Source organism: Myxococcus llanfairpwllgwyngyllgogerychwyrndrobwllllantysiliogogogochensis, from assembly GCF_006636215.1.
Classification (GTDB): Bacteria; Myxococcota; Myxococcia; order Myxococcales; family Myxococcaceae; genus Myxococcus; species Myxococcus llanfairpwllgwyngyllgogerychwyrndrobwllllantysiliogogogochensis.
Window position 1 is genome coordinate 44,847 of the sequence record NZ_VIFM01000022.1, and the last position, 21,002, is coordinate 65,848.

General features: G+C 68.8%; 13 protein-coding genes. 4 read left to right on the plus strand and 9 right to left on the minus strand.

Annotation, left to right across the window (positions count from 1 at the left end; translation table 11 throughout):
- Positions 1-10 precede the first annotated feature (10 nt).
- From FJV41_RS54545 to FJV41_RS08020, 9 genes are all read right to left on the minus strand, one after another.
- Positions 11-1,117 (minus strand): response regulator, encoded by a 1,107-nt coding sequence (locus FJV41_RS54545; RefSeq protein ID WP_141641821.1) that lies wholly within the window; start codon positions 1,115-1,117, stop codon positions 11-13.
- Positions 1,114-1,668, minus strand: a complete 555-nt coding sequence (locus FJV41_RS07985; protein WP_141641822.1) for a chemotaxis protein CheB — start codon at positions 1,666-1,668, stop codon at positions 1,114-1,116. The genes FJV41_RS54545 and FJV41_RS07985 overlap by 4 nt, the downstream gene beginning before the upstream one ends.
- Positions 1,665-2,498: a CheR family methyltransferase gene (locus FJV41_RS07990; protein WP_141641823.1), complete on the minus strand. Its 834-nt coding sequence runs from the start codon at positions 2,496-2,498 to the stop codon at positions 1,665-1,667. Before FJV41_RS07990 ends, FJV41_RS07985 begins: the two co-directional genes overlap by 4 nt.
- Positions 2,495-8,398, minus strand: coding sequence for a HAMP domain-containing protein (locus FJV41_RS07995; RefSeq protein ID WP_141641824.1), 5,904 nt, complete (start codon positions 8,396-8,398; stop codon positions 2,495-2,497). The genes FJV41_RS07990 and FJV41_RS07995 overlap by 4 nt, the downstream gene beginning before the upstream one ends.
- 230 nt (positions 8,399-8,628) lie before the next feature.
- Complete coding sequence (locus FJV41_RS08000; RefSeq protein WP_141641825.1) at positions 8,629-9,450, minus strand: hypothetical protein; 822 nt, start codon at positions 9,448-9,450, stop codon at positions 8,629-8,631.
- Positions 9,451-9,473: 23 nt separating this feature from the next.
- The gene (locus FJV41_RS08005; RefSeq protein WP_141641826.1) at positions 9,474-9,848 is read right to left on the minus strand and encodes a response regulator; all 375 of its coding nucleotides are present in this window, start codon (positions 9,846-9,848) and stop codon (positions 9,474-9,476) included.
- Between the two features lie 25 nt (positions 9,849-9,873).
- Entirely contained in the window at positions 9,874-11,310 is a 1,437-nt protein-coding gene (locus FJV41_RS08010; RefSeq protein WP_246137080.1) for an ATPase domain-containing protein, read from the minus strand.
- 99 nt (positions 11,311-11,409) lie between these two features.
- Positions 11,410-12,048 carry a hypothetical protein gene (locus FJV41_RS08015; RefSeq protein WP_141641828.1) on the minus strand — a complete coding sequence of 213 codons (639 nt, stop codon included), beginning with the start codon at positions 12,046-12,048 and terminating at the stop codon, positions 11,410-11,412.
- Entirely contained in the window at positions 12,045-12,641 is a 597-nt protein-coding gene (locus FJV41_RS08020; protein WP_141641829.1) for an RNA polymerase sigma factor, read from the minus strand. The genes FJV41_RS08015 and FJV41_RS08020 overlap by 4 nt, the downstream gene beginning before the upstream one ends.
- Before the next feature lie 228 nt (positions 12,642-12,869).
- On the opposite strand from FJV41_RS08020, the gene FJV41_RS08025 reads away from it, so the two are divergent.
- Genes FJV41_RS08025 through FJV41_RS08040 form a run of 4 tightly spaced genes read left to right on the plus strand, consistent with a single transcriptional unit; the run spans position 12,870 to position 20,900 of the window.
- Positions 12,870-14,516, plus strand: coding sequence for a SulP family inorganic anion transporter (locus FJV41_RS08025; RefSeq protein ID WP_141641830.1), 1,647 nt, complete (start codon positions 12,870-12,872; stop codon positions 14,514-14,516).
- Between the two features lie 9 nt (positions 14,517-14,525).
- On the plus strand, positions 14,526-18,095 hold the full coding sequence (locus tag FJV41_RS08030; RefSeq protein ID WP_141641831.1) for a DUF2309 domain-containing protein: 3,570 nt from the start codon (positions 14,526-14,528) through the stop codon (positions 18,093-18,095).
- Complete coding sequence (locus tag FJV41_RS08035) at positions 18,082-19,437, plus strand: NADH-quinone oxidoreductase subunit 5 family protein (protein WP_141641832.1); 1,356 nt, start codon at positions 18,082-18,084, stop codon at positions 19,435-19,437. The genes FJV41_RS08030 and FJV41_RS08035 overlap by 14 nt, the downstream gene beginning before the upstream one ends.
- Positions 19,434-20,900 carry a proton-conducting transporter transmembrane domain-containing protein gene (locus FJV41_RS08040; protein ID WP_141641833.1) on the plus strand — a complete coding sequence of 489 codons (1,467 nt, stop codon included), beginning with the start codon at positions 19,434-19,436 and terminating at the stop codon, positions 20,898-20,900. Before FJV41_RS08035 ends, FJV41_RS08040 begins: the two co-directional genes overlap by 4 nt.
- Positions 20,901-21,002 lie beyond the last annotated feature (102 nt).

Genomic DNA, 21,002 nt, shown 5'->3' on the forward strand with positions numbered 1-21,002 from the left:
ATTTTGTGCGTCAACCTTTTCCCGCATGGGGGTGTTCAGCTTCGGTCGCGGGGAGGTCCTTCGGCTGGTCGCTCCGCATCGTGGGGAGCGGGCCCTGTCCGGCCTCCTGCTCCGTCGGCGTGGAGACGGGGGGCACCAGGTGTCGCAGGCCCTCGACGAGCTGCTGTGTGGCGCTGGGGCCCGTCACGTCGAGGAGCGCGAGCAGCACCGTCTCCGGATGCCCGTACATCTTCGGCAACAGCGTGCTGTAGGCGCGCACCGAGCCCCGCTGCCCACCCAGCTCCCAGTCCACGTGAAGCCCGTGGAGTGCCTCGCCCCGGGCCGCGCGCATCAGCGGCTGCGCATCCTGGGGCAAGGGGTCGCCACCGCGTCCCCGGACGATGACGCCTTCATGCAGGCCCGGCGCTTCGCGATACGCCAGACATCCGCCGGCCAGTCCCTGGGCGGCCCGGTTGGCCAGCAGGGTGTGGCCGCTGCCCGGCTCCACCAGGGCCAGGGGCGTGGGCAGCGCGGCGAGCACGGCTTCCAGCCAACGCTGCTGGTTGCGGTGCGACTCCATCTCCCGGCGCAGGTGCTCCTCGCGCGTCCGGGTCCGCTCCGCCTCCATGCGCCGGTGGGCCTCCGCCAATTCGCCCTCGTGCTCGCGCCGCTGCGTCTCGCGCAGCGCCTCCGCCTGACGCCGCACCAGCTCCGTCTTGCGGAACAGGTCCACGAAGACGCCCACCTTGGAGCGGAGGACTTCCGGCTCGTAGGGCTTGAGCAGGTAGTCCACCGCGCCCACCGCGTACGCGCGCAGCTCCGGGAGCTGGCCGCGCGACAGGGCGGTGAGGAAGAGGATGGGCGTGTTGCGGCTGCGCTCGCGCTCGCGGATGAGACTCGCCGTCTCGAAGCCGTCCATTCCCGGCATGACGACATCCAGGAGGATGGCGGCGAAGTCCTGGGTGAGCAGGTGGCGCAGCGCCTCGCGGCCACTTCGCGCGGAGACCAGCTTCTGCCCCAGCGGGGCCAGCGTCGCCTCCAGCGCCAGCAGCCCCTCCGGCTGGTCGTCCACCAGGAGGATGTGGGCGGGCTCCATGGAGAACACGGGGCCGCGCTCGCGCGAGGGCGCGGCGCTCATGGCTGCACCCGGCCGCGCGGCACATAGGCCAGTCGCGTCAGCCACCCTCCCACCTCGGAGAGAGACAGGCGCTCCACCTCGCCCTCCTGTCCCTCGCCGCCGTCGGACTCGCCCATCACCACCGCCACGCGTCCGCCCCGGCCCCTCAGGAAGCTCAAGCCCTCCTGTCCGTCGTCGTGGCCGGAGAAGAGCAGCCCCGCGGCCGCGGCGCCGTAGCTGTCCGCCGCGGACTCGAAGAGGGCGTCGATGGCGGGACGACAGCCGTGCTCCGGCGACTCCACGGACAGCGCCACGCAGCCCCGGTCCACCAGCAGGTGGTAGCCCCAGGGCGCCAGGTACACGCGCCCCGGCACCAGGTCCTCCTTGTCATCCGGCTCCACCACGGGCAGCGCGCAGCGGCGCGCCAGCGGCGCGGCCAGCACGTCATGCGGCCCCCGGTGCAGGACAATGACGACGGGCGCTGGCAGCTGCGCCGGCAGTTGGGAGAGCAGCGTCTCCACGTCCGCGCCCGCGCTCCGGGGCGCCCCCACCACCAGCAACCCCACGCTCATGACACCCTCCGGAACATGCGACCGCTGCCTTCCAGCTCCTCGTAGGCGGCGACGTGTGGAGTGCGCGCCACCGACTCCTTGCGCCCCAGACACAGGAAGCCGAAGCGGGCGAGGCTCTCATACAGCCGCGAGTGCACACGGTTGTGCAGGGCGCGATTGAAGGACAGCAGCGTGTCCCGACACACGATGACGTGGAACTCGTTGAACGAGCCGTCGATGGTCAGGTTGTGCTGGGTGAAGAAGATGCCGTCGCGCAGCCTGGGGTGGAGCAGCGCCCAGTTGCCGTCGCGGGTGTAGGAGTCGGACAGCGAGCCCCGCCCACCTGACTCCGCGTGGCGGCGCGCGTCGTCCTCGCCGGGCAGGGGCAGCACGCCGGTGCGAGCATCCGCCAGCAGTCCCTCGCTGGCATCGGACGCATAGAGCCGGCAGCGGCTCCACAGGCCCTCTTCGTGCAGGAGGATGGCCAGGGCATAGGTGTCCTCACCGGTGCCGCAGCCCGCGTGCCAGACGCGCACGGACGGCCAGGTGCGCAGCACGGGCACCACGCGCGTGCGGAAGTCTCGGAAGAAGGCCGCGTCCGAGAACAGCCCGGGCGGCGTGCTGGAGAGCGCGCGCAGCAACCCCTCCAGCGCCTCGCCGTCGTGCAGCACGCGGGCCTGGAGCGCGGAGAAGGACTCCAGGCGCTCCTCGCGCAGGTGGCGCCGCAGCCGCCGCAGCAATTGCGGCCGGGAGTGGCTGCGCAAATCGAAGCCCCAGTGTCGGGCCACGCCCTCCAGGAGCAGGTCCGCCTCCAGGGCCTCCAGCGCCGCGACCGAGGCGCCCGCGCTCACCCGGAGACCTCCGTGCGCGAGCCACGCGCCTGGGCGCCTCGCGGCGCGTGCAGCCAGACGCGCAGCAGGCTGAGCAGCTTTTCGATATCCACCGGCTTGGTGATGTAGTCGGACGCGCCCGCCTCCAGGCACTTCTCCCGGTCCCCCTTCATCGCCTTCGCGGTGAGGGCGAGAATCGGCAGGTGCGCCACGCGCTCCATGCGGCGGATGGCGCGCATGGCCTGATAGCCATCCATCTCCGGCATCATCACGTCCATCAACACCAGCTCGATGTCCGCGTCCTTCTCCAAGAGCCCCAGCCCCTCGCGCGCGCTCTCCGCGAAGGCCACCTTCATGCCGTAGCGCTCCAGCACGGTGTTGAGGGCGAAGATGTTGCGCACGTCGTCGTCCACCACCAGCACCTTGCGGTTGACCAGCAACGGGTCTCTCTCGCGCGCCTTCTCCAGCATGCGGCGCTTGGACTCCGACAGGTTGGCGGGCGAGCGGTGCAGGAACAGGCTCGTCTCCTCCAAGAGGCGCTCGGGGCTCTGCGCGTCCTTGACGACGATGGCCTCCGCCACGCGGCGCAGCTCCGTCTCCTGCGCGCGCGACAGCTCGCGGCCCGTGTAGACGATGATGGGCGGTCCCCCCGCGCCATGCACCTCGCGCACGCGACGGATGAGCTCCGTGCCGGGCAGGTCCGGCAGGCCCAGGTCCAACACCATGCAGTCGAACCTGCGCTCCGCCAGCGCGGCCAGCGCGTCCGCCGCTGTGCCCACCGCCACCGTCTGCACGTCCTCGCTGCCCAAGAGCTCCAGCAGCGTCTGTCGGTGGACGCCGTCGTCCTCGACGATGAGCAGGCCCCGGCCCTTGCGCTCCACGAAGTCGCGCAGGGAGGCCAGCGCCGCGGCTGCGGCATCCGGGTCCGCCGCCGCGCGCAGGTGGCCGATGGCGCCCAGGTTGAGCGAGCGCTCGCGGTGGTCCTCGTCGGACACCGTGTACACGGGCAGCGCGCGGGTGCCCGCGTCGTGCTTGAGCCTGTCCAGCACCACCCAGCCCGCCATCTCCGGCAGGTCCAGGTCCACCGCCACCGCCACCGGCCGCGCGTTGCGCACGGCGTCCAGCGCGCCCTCCACCTCCGTGGAGACGAGCACCTTGAAGCCCGCCCCCTGCGCGGCCGCGCGCAGCCGCGCCGCGTGTTCGGCGGCGTGTGTCACCGCGAGCAGCACCCTGTCACCGGGCTGGATGGAGCCCCGGTCGTCGTCGATGCCCAGCGACGCCAACGAGACGGGGGGTGTCACTTCCTCGATGTGGAGCGGCGGCACCAGGGAGGCCGTGTGGGCCAGGGCGGCGGCCACGGGGACGGTCCGGGAGGTGTCCTGTCCCGGCCGGTCCGCGACGAAGTCGAGCGGCAGGTACAGGGTGAAGACGCTGCCCTGGCCCGGCTCGCTCTCCAGTCGGATTTCGCCGCCGAGCAGCCTCGCGATTTCACGGCTGATGGACAGGCCCAGGCCGGTGCCGCCGTACTTGCGCGCGGTGGAGCCGTCGGCCTGCTGGAACGCCTCGAAGATGATGTGGTGCTTGTCCTTGGGGATGCCGATGCCCGTGTCCCGCACGGAGAAGGACACCACCGAGGGCGCGGTGGAGAGCACCGGGTGGTCCGCCGTCCAGCCGCCCCGCGCCATGCCGATGTCGAGCGACACGGAGCCGGACTCGGTGAACTTGAAGGCGTTGGACAGGAGGTTCTTGAGCACCTGCTGGAGCCGCTTGGCGTCCGTCTCCACCTCGCCCGCCATGCCCGGCGTCAGGTCGATGTCGAACTGGAGGCCCTTCTTGTCCGCCACCTGCCGGAAGGTGCGGTCCACGAACTCGCGCAGGTCGCTGAAGCGCAGCGGGCCCACGTCCACCGTCATGGTGCCGGACTCAATCTTCGACAGGTCGAGGATGTCGTTGATGAGTTCCAAGAGGTCCGCACCGGAGGCGTGAATGGTCCGGGCGAACTCCACCTGCCGTCCCGTGAGGTTGCCCTCCACGTTGTCGCTGAGCGTCTGGCTGAGGATGAGCAGCGAGTTGAGCGGCGTGCGCAGCTCGTGGCTCATGTTCGCCAGGAACTCCGACTTGTACTTGGACGTCAGGCTGAGCTGCTCCGCCTTCTCCTCGAGCGCGCGCTTGGCCTGCTCGACTTCGCCGTTCTTCCGCTCCACCTCCGTCTTCTGCTCGGAGAGCAGCTTCGCCTTCTCCTGAAGTTCCTCGTTGGTGCGGCGCAGCTCCTCCTGCTGACGCTTGAGCAGCTCCTCGGACTGCTGGAGCGACGTGGCCTGCTGTTCCAGGCGCTTGTTCGTCTCCGTCAGCTCCTCCTGCTGCTTGCGCAATTCGTCGGTGAGCGCCTGCGACTGCTTGAGCAGCGCCTCCGTGCGCATGTTCGCGGCGATGGTGTTGAGGACGATGCCGATGGACTCCGTGAGCTGCTCCAGGAAGCCCAGGTGCACGTCGCTGAAGCGGTGGAACGAGGCCAGCTCGATGACGGCCTTGATTTCCCCTTCGAAGAGCACCGGCAGCACGACGATGTTGCGCGGAATTTCTTCACCCAGGCCGGAGGAGATGCGGATGTATGTATCCGGCACGTCCGACAGGAGGATGGGTTCCTTCTCCAGCGCGCACTGGCCGACCAGCCCCTCGCCCAGCCTGAAGGAATTGGAGAGCCCCTTGCGCTCCCGGTACGCGTAGGACGCCAGGAGCTTGAGAATCTGCTCTCCGGCCTCGGCGCGGTCCGAGATGTAGAAGACGCCGTGCTGCGCGTCCACCAGCGGCGCCAGCTCCGACAGGATGACCTTGGACACCGTGAGCAAATCCCGCTGCCCCTGGAGGACGCGGGTGAACTTGGCCAGGTTCGTCTTCAGCCAGTCCTGCTCCGTGTTCTTCCGCGTGGTGTCCTTCAGGTTGCGAATCATCTCGTTGATGTTGTCCTTCAGGGCGGCCACTTCGCCCTGCGCGGACACGGTGATGAACCGCGTGAGGTCGCCCTTCGTCACCGCCGTGGCCACCTCGGCGATGGCGCGCACCTGCGTCGTCAGGTTCGCGGCGAGCTGATTCACGTTGTCGGTGAGGTCGCGCCAGATGCCGGCCGTGCCGGGCACGCGCGCCTGTCCGCCCAGCTTCCCTTCGATGCCCACCTCGCGGGCCACCGTCGTCACCTGGTCCGCGAACACCGCCAGCGTGTCAATCATGCCGTTGATGGTGTCCGCCAGCTCGGCGATTTCCCCCTTCGCGTCCACGACGAGCTTGCGCTTCAAGTCACCGTTGGCGACCGCCGTCACCACCTTGGCGATGCCGCGCACCTGCGTGGTGAGATTGGACGCCATGGAGTTCACGTTGTCCGTGAGGTCCTTCCACGTACCGGCGACGCCCTTCACCTCCGCCTGTCCGCCCAGCTTTCCTTCCGTGCCGACCTCGCGCGCGACGCGAGTCACCTCCGAGGCGAAGGACGAGAGCTGGTCCACCATCGTGTTGATGGTGTTCTTCAGCTCCAGGATTTCCCCCTGCACGTCCACGGTGATTTTCTTGGAGAGGTCACCGCGAGCCACCGCCGTCGTCACCTCGGCGATATTGCGCACCTGCGCGGTGAGGTTGGACGCCATGGAGTTCACGTTGTCCGTGAGGTCCTTCCATGTGCCGGCCACGCCCTTCACGATGGCCTGGCCACCCAGCTTGCCCTCGGTGCCGACCTCGCGCGCCACGCGCGTCACCTCGGACGCGAACGAGTTGAGCTGGTCCACCATCGTGTTGATGGTGTTCTTCAGCTCCAGAATCTCGCCGCGCACATCCACCGTGATTTTCTTGGACAGGTCTCCATTCGCCACCGCCGTCGTCACCTCGGCGATGTTGCGCACCTGAGCCGTCAGGTTGGACGCCATGGAGTTCACGTTGTCGGTGAGGTCCTTCCATGTACCGCCGACGCCGCGCACCACGGCCTGACCGCCCAGTTTTCCTTCCGTGCCGACCTCGCGCGCCACGCGAGTCACCTCGGACGCGAACGAGTTGAGCTGGTCCACCATCGTGTTGATGGTGTTCTTCAATTCCAGAATCTCGCCGCGCACGTCGACGGTGATTTTCTTCGACAGGTCTCCGCGGGCCACCGCCATCGTCACTTCGGCGATGTTGCGCACCTGCGACGTGAGGTTGGACGCCATCGAGTTCACGTTGTCGGTGAGGTCCTTCCACGTCCCACCGACACCACGCACCACGGCCTGTCCACCCAGCTTCCCCTCGGTGCCGACCTCCTTCGCGACGCGCGTCACCTCCGAGGCGAACGACGAGAGCTGGTCCACCATCGTGTTGATGGTGTTCTTCAACTCCAACACCTCGCCGCGCGCATCCACGGTGATTTTCTTCGACAGGTCGCCCTTGGCCACGGCCGTCGTCACATCCGCGATGTTGCGCACCTGCGCGGTGAGGTTGGAGGCCATGGAGTTCACGTTGTCCGTGAGGTCCTTCCATGTGCCACCCACGCCGCGCACCACGGCCTGTCCACCCAGCTTGCCCTCGGTGCCGACCTCGCGTGCGACGCGAGTCACCTCCGAGGCGAAGGAGTTGAGCTGGTCCACCATCGTGTTGATGGTGTTCTTCAGCTCCAGGATTTCCCCCTGCACGTCCACGGTGATTTTCTTGGAGAGGTCTCCATTGGCCACCGCCGTCGTCACCTCGGCGATGTTGCGCACCTGCGACGTCAGATTGGACGCCATGGAGTTCACGTTGTCGGTGAGGTCCTTCCACGTGCCGGCCACGCCCTTCACCACGGCCTGACCGCCCAGCTTGCCCTCGGTGCCGACCTCGCGCGCGACGCGCGTCACCTCGGAGGCGAACGAGTTGAGCTGATCCACCATCGTGTTGATGGTGTTCTTCAGCTCCAGAATCTCGCCGCGCACATCCACCGTGATTTTCTTGGACAGGTCTCCATTCGCCACCGCCGTCGTCACCTCGGCGATGTTGCGCACCTGCGACGTCAGGTTGGACGCCATGGAGTTCACGTTGTCCGTGAGGTCCTTCCACGTGCCGCCCACGCCCTTCACCACGGCCTGGCCGCCGAGCTTTCCTTCCGTGCCGACTTCACGCGCCACGCGCGTCACTTCCGAGGCGAAGGACGAGAGCTGATCCACCATCGTGTTGATGGTGTTCTTCAGCTCCAGAATCTCACCGCGCACGTCGACGGTGATTTTCTTGGAGAGGTCGCCCTTGGCCACCGCCGTCGTCACCTCGGCGATGTTGCGCACCTGGGACGTCAGGTTGGAGGCCATGGAGTTCACGTTGTCCGTGAGGTCCTTCCACGTGCCCGCGACGCCCTTCACCCGGGCCTGTCCGCCGAGCTTTCCTTCCGTGCCGACCTCGCGCGCCACGCGCGTCACTTCCGAGGCGAACGCGCCCAGCTGCTCCACCATGCCGTTCACCAGGCGGGCGGTGCGCAGGAACTCGCCCTTGAGGGGACGACCGTCCACCTCCAGCGCCATCGTCTGGGACAGGTCGCCCTTGGCCACCGCGCCGATGACGCGGCCCATCTCCGTGGTGGGCTGGACCAGGTCCGCCACCAGCGTGTTCACCGACTCCACGCAGTCCGCCCAGGAGCCCACCGCGCTCGCCACGTTGGCGCGCTGGGTGATGCGGCCCTCCTTGCCCACCCCGCTGCCAATGCGCTCGAACTCGTGCGCCATGCGCTCGTTGAGCTCGATGATTTCGTTGAGCGAGTCGGCCACCTTGCCGGCGTTACCCACCTTGTCCACGGGCATGCGCACGGAGAAGTCCCCCTTGCGCACGGCGGTCAGCACACGCAGGAGCTGGCGCGAGTCCAGTGTGTCGGAGTCGTCCTCCACGGAGCGCGACGGCGGCGGAGGCGCGGCGCGCCGAGAGACACCCTTCTTCACAGTCATTGAGAGCCCCAGCGCGTTCCCGCGAGCACAGCCCCCTCGGCTGTCGGGAACGGAATGTTTCGGAAGGGCTCCGTTCTCCCGCGACTCTCCGGGCGGGGATAGTCCCCTCGGGAGGGCCGGCTGACAGGCACTCGACACTGCGGCTTCGCTTCGTGAGCCAGCCGACACTTGCCCCACGGACCCAATGACGCCGTGTGAAATGCGGAACGACTCCGCCAGAGCCCGTAAGCCTAGTGACGCAGCCGGGGCGCCGGGGCCCGGACATGGACCTCCATGCGCGCATCCCCCGCCACCACGCTGCTCAAGACTTCCTGCTGCTCGGGAGACAGCCGCGCCACGGCCCGCAGCGCGGCCACCAGCAGCAGCGCCTCCACCGAGGACGGCACGCCCACGCCCTCAGGCCCCGTCTTCAGCGGCATGGGCAAGCGGGGCACCCGGCCCGCGGAGGCCAGCGCCTCCACGGCATAGGCCGGCGACGTGTCCAGCGTGACGGCGATGGCGGGCAGCTCCTGCGCCGCATCGGCCTGACCTCGCGCCTGCATCTCCATCAACATCTGGAGCGCGCCCGGCTTGAAGTACAGCGCCAGCCCCGCCCGGCCGTCGTCCATGTTGAAGACGCACCCCTCGAAGGTGTGCGTCAGCGGCCCTGAGACCGCCACCTCGAAGGGCTGGCTGTCGTCCCAGTGCGTCCACGGCCGCGCGTCCCAGTACTCGGTCGCCGCCTGGACGAAGAGCAGCGCCTTGTCCGAGCCCAGCGCGGACAACCCTCGCTGTCCCCACGCCAGGAACGTGGCGATGGCCGCGCGCGACGAGAGGGCCGCCGGGGGAGGCTCCGCCACCGCCACGCCCAACACCGCGCCCGCCTCCGCGAGCTGGGGCTCACACCGCACCCCGCCCAGGTCCTCCAGTCCCTCCAGCAACACCCGCAGGCCCGCGGTGTCGTCCTGCTCGAAGACGGGCTGGGACGGCTCGCCAGTCTCGGTGATGCGCAGATAGACCTGCGTGCTCCCTTGAGAGAGCGGCACGGGACCGAGCTTGAGCAGATAGAACATGGGGCCTGTCGGCGGCGTTCGCGTCAGCCGGAGAGAGCGCGCTTGCCGTCCAGGGCCTTGCGGACCTGCTTCATCAGCGCGGGAATGTCGAAGGGCTTCTGGAGGAAGGGAATGCCCGGGTACTGGGCCCGCAACGCTCCCACGTCCACCGCGCTCATGCACAAGAGCGACACACCGGCCCAGTTCGGTTCCGCGCGGATGCGCTCGATGAGGGCGGGGCCGTCCAGCACCGGCATCATCCAATCGGTGAGGACCAGGTCCGGACGCAGCTCGCTCATCCGCTCCAGCGCCTCACGGCCATGAGAGGCCGTCAGCACACGGTAGCCCTCCTCCCTCAGGAGGTCCGCGAGGGCTTCCAGGATGCCTTGCTCGTCATCCACCACCAGGACCGTCTCCATACGGGCGGGCTTCACTCCTCACGAATCAGGGATGGCCACCGGTCCGGTGTCGGGCAAGGCCCGTCAACAGGGTGTCCAGGGCAACGTCGAAGGGAGGCAGTACCTCGATTCCTTGTCGGGAGATGATGAACTCCCGGATGGAGGGGTCGTACTCGGTGTCCCTCAGCTTGAAGATGCTCAGCAGGCGGCGAAGTCGCCCCTCCAGCTCCACGTGCCTCAGGAAGAAGAGGTTCTCCGCCACGGCGGAGGGGCCGACTTCCAGCGGCATGTCGAGCGCGGGCCCGAAGAGGCGGGGCGTCTCCAGGCTGAAGATGGTCGTCGCGCACGACAGGCGCAGCTCCTGGGTGAGCGCCGCGAAGAACGAACTCATCCGCGAGCCATCCGGGGAGGCCTGGCTCATCGCGCTCAACCCATCCACGAACACCCGCGACACCTGGTGCCGCCGCACCGCGCTCAAGAGTTGGTCCGCCAGCACATCCAGGATGGATTCCGCGGGGGGTTGCCAGAGGATGTGCATCCTCCCGTCCTTGACCGCCCCACCCATGTCCATGCCGGCGGCAGCCGCCTTGTGGAGCAGCCGTTCGGGCGACTCATAGAAGCCCATGTACAAACAGCGCTCACCCCGCTTCAGCCCCTCGGCGAGCAAGCTGCTTCCCATCAGCGTCTTGCCACTGCCGGGAGGCCCGAGCATCAGCGACGTGGAGCCCTTGGCCAGCCCGCCCGGGAAGAGCGCATCCATCGACGGGATGCCGAAATGCACCCGCTCGCTCCCCGGGTCCGGCGGCGGGGTGCGCCGCATGCGCGCCTCCAGCCGGGGGAAGACCTCCAACCCATCATTGGAGATGCGGAAGGTGTGCACGCCGCTCAGGGTGGCGCCCCCCCGGAACTTGCGCACCTGGAGCTCTCGCCACGAGCGCACGCCCAGGGTGCGCTCGCGCAACTCCAGGATGCCGTCCACCATGGTGTATTCCGGATGGACGGTGGGGCCGTTGGAGCTGGTGAGCATCAGCGCGGTGAAGCGGGACAGGCCCGCGGACACCTGCAGCTCGTGGATGAACTTCTTGAAGTCGCGACTGCTGCCGGCCGCCTCCTGCGCCTGCACCAGACCGTCCAACACCAGGATGCTGGTGTTGTGGTTGCGCACCTCGCGCCGCAGCAACTCCAGCAGGCCGGGCAGGCCCTGCTCCTCCAGCGTGCGGAAGCCGCTGACGTAATAGACACTCTCCGGCAGCAGCGCGGAGTCGAAGAACGCCATGTCGCGCATGTTGGCGAGCATGCGAGCGTGCGACTCGGCCAGCAGCGTGACGTAGAGGCACCGCGCCCCTCCACGTCCCTGGTGGTAGCAGAGCTGGTTGGCGAAGAGCGTCTTGCCCGCCCCGGGCTCACCCACGACGATGTAGACACCCGAGGTGACGAGGCCACCACCCAGCACGCCGTCGAGGCCGGGCACGCCAGTGGTCACGCGCGCGTCCTGCCGCGGCGCTTGCTCGGAAGGAGACATGGACGGGCTCATACCGCAAAACCCGTCGTCCGCGCCCCTGGATTGGTTACAGGGTTCGACTCAGGGGGGACCGGCCTGGTCGGCGACCACCACGAAGTGCTCCTGGACGTGCCGCACATCCGAGGCGTGCGACACCCGGAACTCGTAGCGGCCCGGCTTGTCGATGCGCACGCGCAGGGGCGTGGCGGCGGCTCCGGTCCGCGCGGTGAACTCGTGCACGCAGCGGGCCTCGTCGCAGTCCACCTTCGCGAGCGAGGGCGCATCTCGCAGCCGGGGATGGAAATCCAGCGGGGGCGGCGTCTCGAGCCAGACGGTGGCGGGCTCTCCGGAGTGAACGCCGTGAGCCCAGGGCAACTCCAGCCAGCCGGCTCCATCGCCCGGAAGTCGAAAGGCGACCTCCCTCGCGGGCAGGAGCTCGGGACTCAAGGGTCCACTCTCATCCCCTCGCGCGAGCAGCAGCAGGGCCACCGCACCCGCCAGCGCCGCGCCCACCAGCACGCGCGCGGCGGGATGGTGCGACAGGGCTCGTGGGGAAGGTGACTGCGTTGGCTCGCGCCCACGGGAGTGCTCGGCCCGGATGAGCGCGGCCTGGAGCCGGGCCCGCAGGTGGGGCGAGGGCTTCTCGCCCCGAAGCGCCTCCAGCGCCGCGCGGACCTCGTCGGGAAGTGGCGGTGGCCTGCCCTCATCCTCGGTGCTCATGGACGGCCTCCCTCGCTGACGGTCTGAGCCTGACGGCTGGAGGCCGCCGTGAACAACACGCCCAGCCGCGCCCGGCCCCGGGAGTGTCGACTCTTCACCGTGCCCAGGGGCAGCGCGAGCACCCGCGCCACCTCCTCGTAGTCCAGGTCCTCCACGTCACACAGCAGCACCACCAGCCGGAACTTCTCCGGCAGCGCGTGCAGACACGCCAGCACCAGCTCCGCCTCCTCGGCGCCACACAGCCGTGCTTCCGGGTCCGGCTGCTCGGTTCCGCCCTCGAAGAGCGAGCCCAGCACCGACGAGGCCCCTTCCAGCACCGAGTCCAACAGCGAACGCCGCCGCGCCTGCGTGCGCCGGTTCTCCAGGAACTGGTGTCGCGCGATGCCGCACAACCAGCCCAGCCACGAACCCGAGTCTCGCGAATCCCAGTTCAGGAAGGCCCGCACCAGCGAGTCCTGGAGCAGGTCCTCCGCCTCCTGCCGGCTGCGACACAAGGCCAGGCAGAAGCGATGGAGCCGGGGCAACAGCGGCTCCACCACGACCTCGAATCGCTCTCGCGCACCGAGCTCCGCGGGCGACTCACTCTGTTTCATTTTCAATCCAGACACGACACCGCCCACGAACCCATCCCCCAGGAAACCAAGACATCCCAGACGGGTGATGACCTGCTCATAAAGAGCGCGTCCCGCATCAGCCGTAAAAACGCGAAGTAAAGCAAGTCCGGGAACCGGAGCGCGTCTCGTTCCATCTCTCGCTGTCGAGGGGGCTGGGCTCGCGCAGGGAGGCGATGTCCGCCCGTGTACACGGGAGGCCGTGACGTCATGCGAGGCTCGCAGTCCAATGTCAGTCATTCTCATGGAACCCCGGGGCAGGCTTCCTGGAAGCAGGACTTCGTCGCGGGCTTCCTCGTCTTCCTGCTCGCGTTGCCCTTGTGTCTGGGTATCGCGATGGCGAGCGGCTTTCCGCCCGTGGCGGGCATCCTCACCGCGGTGGTGGGCGGAGTGCTGTCGACGTGGGTGGGCAGCGCGCGGCTGACCATCAAGGGCCCGGCCGCGGGGCTCATCGTCATCGCGCTCGGGGCGGTGACGGAGCTGGGCGGAGGGGACGCGGTGCTCGGCTACCGTCGCGCGCTGGCGACCATCGTGGTGGCCGCGTGCCTTCAAGTGCTCTTCGCGGTGCTGCGCGCGGGGAGGCTGGGGGACCTGTTTCCCTCGGCGGTGGTGCACGGGATGCTCGCGGCCATCGGCGTCACCATCTGCGCAAGACAGGTCCACGTGCTGCTCGGGGTGTCACCCGTGGCGCGAACGCCCCTGGGGTTGCTGGCGGAGGTGCCGAGCAGCGTGGCGCGGCTGAACCCGGAGATTGCACTCATCGGAGGGCTCAGCCTCCTGTTGCTGTTCGGCCATGCGGCGCTCTCCCAGCGGGTGGCGTGGCTCAAGCGGGTGCCGGCGCCCCTGCTCGTGCTGGCCGTCGCTGTACCGCTGGCGCTCGGGTTCGACCTGGAGCACGCGCACACGTTCACCTTCTCCCATGCGGTCTTCTCGGTGGGGCCGAGCCATCTGGTGAACCTGCCGAGCAACCTGCTCACGGCCATCACCTTCCCGGACTTCTCCACCGTGCCGAGCGTGCTGGGGCTCAAGTACGTGGTGATGTTCGCGTTGGTGGGCAGCGTGGAGTCGTTGTTGACGGTGAAGGCGGTGGACCTGCTGGCCCCGGAGCAGCGCCGCTCGGATTTGGACAAGGACTTGTTGGCCACGGGCCTTGGCAACCTGGTGGCGGGGTTGCTGGGCGGGCTGCCGATGATTTCAGAGGTGGTGCGCAGCTCCGCCAACCTGGGCTACGGCGCGAGGAGCCGGCTGTCGAACTTCTTCCACGGCGTGTTCCTGTGGGGGTTCGTGGCCTTCGCGCCGGGACTCATCCACCGCATTCCGTTGGCCGCGCTCGCGGGGATGCTCATCTTCACAGGCGTCCGACTCGCGTCGCCGGGTGAGCTGGTGAAGGCGTACCGGATTGGCGCGGAGCAGGTGCTCATCTTCTGCTTCACGCTCATCGTCACGCTGGCCACGGACCTGCTGGTGGGCGTGGCCTCGGGCATCGTCCTGAAGGCGGGCGTGCACCTGCTCAACGGGGCTTCACCGAGGGAGCTCTTCCGACCCGACATCCAGGAGCAGGTGGGCGCGGACCAGGTGGTGCTGCGGGTGCGGAGCGCGGCGGTGTTCACCAACTTCCTGACGTTCAAGAAGCTGCTGAACCGGCACGCTCTCGTCCGGCTCATCGAGGTGGACCTGACGGAAGCCCGCCTCGTGGACCACACGGTGATGCAGCGACTGCACGAACTGGAAGCGGAGTTGTCGCGGGAGGGGCGACAGCTTCGAGTGCTCGGGTTGGAGCAACACCGGGGAATGTCCTCGCATCCGCTGTCCGCGCGGAAGAAGGCGCCGAGCGGCAACCTGGGGCTCACGCCCTGAGGGGACACCATGAGCCACGCTCCCTGTCCCACTTCGTCCCCGTCCCCGGAGGACCGGGGTTCAAGGCTGCGCGCCGCGCTGGCCCGCGCCAGCCACGTCCTTCCCGCGCAGGGTCCCATCGGTGTGTTCGTGCACCACAACACGCTGCACGCGTATCAACACCTCCCGTTCCACGAGGCGGTGGCCACCGCGAGCAAGACGTTCGGCGCGGAGGGATATCTGTCCGAGGCGCGCTTTCTCGAGCTGTACCGGCGAGGCCGCATCACCGACGAGGACTTGCGAGCGGTGCTCGCGGAGCCCGAGCACCGCGTGCCACCATGTCCTTTCTCCGCCGATGCGGAGAGACAGAGCGCAGCATTCACGGCGCAGGACGCGGCTCCCGCCGAGCAAGCGGACTCAACGAAATGGAGTGCCTTCTTTACCGACGAGCCATGCTCGGCGCAGGCGGTCGCGGCCCCAACAGAACAGGCTGTCCACTTCACCCTTGAGCCAGGCCTGGCACCGGCCGCGCGGCGAGACGCACGCGCACCTGCGTCGAGACTTTTACGGGACGCGCAATCGGTGCTGGGAGGCTTGCCGCCACGCGCCCCCATGGAGCTGATGCGGCTCGCCCTGCTCCACCCCGTGGAAGTGGAGTCGGAGGCGTCACTGCGCTGGAAGCTGGAGGAGCACTCCGCCGCTTACCGCCTTCGAGCGGACCTCTCTCCGACGACGCGTCACGCGCTGCTGGAGCGCTCAGCCCAGGGGCTGCGCATCTGGATGGACCGGGTGGGACGAGGCTGGACGATGACGGAGCTGGCGTGCGCGCTGCTCGGTCCCGACGTGGAGTCCACCGTTCGCGCAGTGGCGAGCCACGTCCCCCGTCCTCTTCCCGTGGACGTGGCGCTGCGACTGCTGGGCATCCCCGCAGCCTGTGCGAGCGCATATGTCGACCGGGTCTCCGCCCTGCTCGACGGAGAGACCTCGTTCACGAGGGAAGACTGGCTGAGCGCGGAGGCGTCCTGTGTCACTTCGGCGTTGGCCTCGGCCTTCGGAGGTAATGGGAGCCTGGGCTCACTCCGTGAGCGCATGGAGACCAATCCCGAGCCCTTCGCGGTGAGCGCCCTCTGGTCCAGTTGCCGCACGCCGCTGCTGACGAGCAAGGGACACGACAAGCCTCCGCTGACAGAAGTGCGCAGCCACCGCGAGTTGCTGTGCGAGGCCACGGGAGAGGATGTGAATGACCTGCTTCATCCCCTGCTCATCCGTGCCTGCGCGGCCTTCCTGGACGAAGGCCTCTCGCACTGGAACCTGCCGAGCCGGGAGTACGGCTTCCTCGCGGCGTGGAGGTCGATGACGCGCGATGGGCTCGGCGCCGCACCGGACTGGCTGGAGGGACTGGAAGACGAACCGTCACTCGCGCCAGAGGATGCCGTACTGGAGGCACTCGACGCGCTGGGTGTTCCCGACGCCGACTGGGAGCCCTATCTCGTCCGCGTGCTGCTCGCGCTGCCGGGCTGGGCGGGGATGTTTCATCGACTGGAGCACCACCCCGGGGACCGCCCCAGTGGAGCACCACCCGCGCGGCTGATGGACTTCGTCGCGGTGCGGCTCACCCTGGAACGACATGCACTGCGCGAGGTGGCGAGGCAGCGACTCGACTACACAGGTCCCCTGTCGGGACTGGCGGAGGCCGCGAGACGCACCATCGAGTCCACGCGGGCTTCAGCGCGCTCGACAGTGGAGGGAAGCTGGCGACTCTTCCAGTGGGCTCAGCTCATGGGCCTGTCCGCGATGGACGTGGCCGAGCTTCCCCTCCGAGCCCGACACGAGTTGCTCACGTGGCTGGAAGCCTTCGATGCCAGCGCGCGCCAACGCGTGTGGCAAGCGGCGTACGAGCATCACTACCGAAGAGAGGTCTGTCGAGGTCTCGCGCGCAACCGCCTCCGCCCGGAGTCCGAGCGCACGGTGACGGCACCTCGCTTCCAGGTGATGTTCTGCATGGACGACCGCGAGGAGTCCTTTCGCCGCCACTTCGAGGAACTGGACGCGCGACACGAGACCTTCGGCATCGCGGGCTTCTTCGGTGTGGCCTTCGACTACCGGGGACTGGACGACGCGGGCCACGTCCCGCTGTGCCCGGTGGTCGTCACCCCGGCACACGTCGTGGAAGAACAAGCGCGACCGGAGCACCAACCCCTCGCGGAAATCCGAGTCAGGAGACGAGGGCTGTGGGCACGCCTCGACCAGACGTTGCAGCAGGGCACCCACGCCCTGGAGGTCTCCTGGTTGCTCGTGCCGCTGCTCGGCCTGCTGTCCGCGCTGCTCCTGCCCTGGCAGCTCCTCTTTCCACGCGCACTGGGCGGGCTGCGGAGGACCTTCTCCGCGACACTCCTTCCCAGGCCGCCCACTCGACTCACGAGCCTGCGCGAGCCAACCACCCACCGTCCCTCACCCACGCTCAAGCCCCTGGGCTTCACCCTCGACGAGAAGGCGGCGCGCGTGGCCGCGTCGCTGGAGAGCCTGGGACTGGTGAAGGACTTCGCGCCGTTGGTGGTGGTGCTCGGCCATGGGGCGGCGAGCGTCAACAATCCCCATCAGGCGGCCTATGACTGCGGCGCGTGTGGCGGTCGGCACGGAGGACCGAACGCACGACTCTTCGCGGAGATGGCCAACCGTCCGGAGGTCCGCGCGAGGCTCCGGGAGCGCGGCCTTCACATCCCGGACACCACCTGGTTCATCGGAGGGCTGCACAACACCACCACCGATGAAGTGTGCCTCCACGACACCGAGGCCCTCCCCGAAGCCCTCCACTGTGAGCTGTCCGCGCTGCGTGCCGCGTTGGACCGGGCCCGCGCACTGTCAGCCCAGGAGCGCTGTCGGCGCTTCGAGTCCGCGCCCCTCGGACTGTCCACCTCCGCGGCGCTCCGGCATGTCGAGGCTCGCGCGGAGGACCTGGGTCAGCCCCGGCCCGAGCTGGGGCATGTCACCATCGCCTCCTGCATCGTGGGCCGTCGTGCGCTCACGCGAGGTCTGTTCCTGGACCGGAGGGCGTTCCTCATCTCCTACGACCCGACGCGGGACGCGAGCGGCGAAATCGTCGAGCGCATCCTCCTGGCGGCGGGCCCCGTCGGCGCGGGCATCAGCCTGGAGTACTACTTCTCCTGCGTCGACAACGAGCGCTACGGCTGCGGCACCAAGCTGCCCCACAACCTCACGGGCCTGCTCGGAGTGATGGACGGCACAGAGAGTGACCTGCGCACGGGGTTGCCTCGGCAGATGATTGAAATCCACGAGCCGATGCGATTGCTCCTCGTTGTCGAGGCGAGCACCTCGGTGCTGTCGGCCATCCTCGCGCGACAGCCCGCGCTCCACGAGCTCATCCATCATCAGTGGGTGCAGCTCGTGAGCGTGGACCCGATGACGGGCGCGCAGCATCGCTTCACGCCCTCCGGGTTCCAGTGGCTCGCGACACCGGAGACATCGTTGCCGGAGGTGGCCTCCTCGCCCCACTGGTACCGAGGCCACCGCGACTTCCTGCCCCCTGCCCTCATTCTCGCGCCGCGCTCCTTCGGAGAAGACCGTCATGCCGCTCCCTGAGCTTCCCGTGGACTGGCTCGCGGCGGCGGTGCCGCTGAGTCCCCTGCTCGCCTTCTTCATCCTTGGAGCGGTGATGCTGCTCCACCGCGCTCCCAGCGAACGCTGGATGGCGCGCTGGGTACTGGGGGCGCTGTGGCTGTCACTGGCGTGTGCGGTGGCCACGGTCCTCCACTGGCGCTCTCAACCCGGGGACGTGCAGGTGAGCCTGGGCCCGTGGTTCTCCTCGGGTGAGTCGAGCTTCGAGGTGACGCTCCACATTGACCGGTTGTCGGCGACGATGATGCTGCTGACGAGCACCCTCACCCTGCTCATCGGCCGCTTCTCGGTGAGCTACCTGCATCGAGAGCCGGGCTTCGCGCGGTTCTTCCTGCTACTCGCGATGTTCTCCTCGGGGATGTTGTTGCTGGTGGAAGGCGGCAGCCTCGACATGTTGTTCGTGGGCTGGGAGTGGGTGGGGCTCGCGTCGGCGCTGCTCATCGGCTTCTTCCATGAACGGGCCGCGCCACTGAGCGCGGGGCTCCGCGCCTTTGGCACCTATCGACTCTGTGACGTGGGCCTGCTGGCAGGGCTGGTGTGGCTGCATCACCTCGCCGGCACGACCGAGTGGACTCACCTCTCCGCGATTCCGTCGACGACGCTGAGCCTGTGTCTGGTGCTGGCGGCCATGGGGAAGTCGGCGCAGTTCCCCTTCAGTGGCTGGCTGCCTCGGGCCATGGAGGGCCCTACGCCGTCCAGCGCGCTGTTCTACGGAGCGCTCTCCGTGCACGCGGGCCCATATCTGCTGCTGCGCGCGGCACCGCTGCTGGAGCAGGCACCCCTGGCCAGGGGAGCGCTGGTGCTGGTCGGATTGCTCACGGCCCTTCACGCCACCCTGGTGTGGCGGGTGCAGACAGATGTGAAGAGCGCGTTGGCGTATGGCGTGCTGACGCAGGTGGGCTTGATGTTCGCGGAGGTGGGCCTCGGGCTGTACACGCTCGCGCTGTTCCATCTGGTGGCACATGCCTGTTTGCGCTGTCTTCAACTCCTCCGAGCACCTTCCGCCCTGAGGGATGTCCAGGCACGGCGCGCGGCGCTCCGAGACACACGGGCACCCTCCATCGTCACGGTCCACAGGTGGCTACCCACGAGGCTCTACCGCTTCGCACTGGAGCGCTTCGCGCTCGAGGTCCTGACGGAACGCTGGCTGGTGAAGCCCGTGCTGCGCCTGGGGCACCGGTTGGATGAAGCAGAGCGCCGCTGGATGGACGTGCTCGATGCCGGAGCACCACGCCCGGTTCCCGTCCAACCCGCGTCGCGTCCCACCGAGTCCGCATCGAGCAATCCCACCCCGGGGGCCGCATGAGCCCGACGCTTCTCCTGACCCTCCTGGTGTCACTCCCTCTCGTGGGCGCCTTGTTCCTCACGGTGCCGCGTCAACACACGTTGGCCCGCATCACCGCCACGGGCACCGCGGCCCTCACCCTGGGGCTCGCCATCGCGGCGCTGCTCAACGCGGGAAGCGAGACACCTGCCTCCGGAGTCACGGCGCCCTGGCTCGGCGTGACCTGGCACCTTGGCGTGGACGATGCGGGCGCGCTCGCGCTGCCACTCACCGCGCTGCTCACCCTCGTCACCATCGTCGCGAGCCCCCGCCACTCCTCCGGCCAGCGGTTCCTCACCGCACTGCTCGTCACCGAGAGCGCCACCCTGGGCTTCTTCTGTGCACGCGACCTGCCGCTCCGACTCGGCTTCTTCCTCGCCATGGCCGCCCCTCTGGCGGCACAGCTCGCTCGCGAAGGACGAGCCTGGCGCCCGGTCCGCGCGTACCTGCTCGCAGGCACCCTGCCCCTCATGCTGGCCGTGGCGCTGGTGGGGCTGCTGAGCTGGCACACGGGAGTAGCAACACCGCGAGACTCGCTGGTCAGAGACCTCCCTCACGGCTGGCGCATGGGACTCTGCACGCTGCTCCTCGTGAGCGTCTGCGCGCGACTGGCGGTGGTGCCCTTCCATTCCTGGCTGCCCGTCCTGATGACCCGAGGCCCCCTCTGCGTCGGCGTCCTCTGGATGAACCTCGCCGCGAGCCTCCAGTTGCTGACACAAGTCATCCGACCGCTCCTGCCCGAGGAGTGGGCCACCGTGGCTCCCGCGCTGGGAAGCCTGGGAGCCGGCGCCGCGCTCTACGGCGCGCTGCTCGCGCTCGTCCAGACAGACCTGCGCCGCATGTTGGCCTTCCTCCTCGTGAGTCAGTCCGGCCTGCTGCTCGCGGGCGTGACGCTGGGTGGTCCCACCGGGCTCCCCGGGGCCTGGCTCCAATGTCTGTCCATGGGCCTCACCTTCACGGGCCTGGAGCTCGTCGTCCGCGCCATCGAGGCGCGCACGGGCACCACGAACCTGGACCCACGCAGCGGGCTCACGGTCCGAGCGCCACGCATGGCCACGGTCTTCCTGCTGCTCGGCCTCGCCGCCCTGGGCTTCCCGGGCACGCTCGGCTTCGTGAGCGAGGACCTCCTCCTTCGAGACACGCTCGGAGCACACCCCCTGCTCGCGCTGCCGCTGCTGCCGGCGCTCGCGCTCAATGCCATCACGCTCCTGCGAGCCTTCCAGCGCGCCTTCCTGGGCCCACGCCGAGTCCCCAGCACGCCTGCCTGCACCGAGGACCTCCTGCCCCGCGAGCGCTGGACGATGCTGACGCTGGTCGCCCTCCTCTGCGTGAGCGGCCTGTGGCCCTCCGTGCTCGCGCATCCACCCATCGCGCCGGGGCGCTACTCGTCGCTCTCCGCCTCATTCCATTCCTGGGGATTGAGGACCGCTCCAGGAAACAGGTGACCCCGAAGGCGCCCGCCTCCCTGCCGCGTGCCAATGCGCGAGGGGTGTCTGGCATCACTCGCGGACGTGCCTACCGTCAACCAGAGGCCACGTGGAATCGGA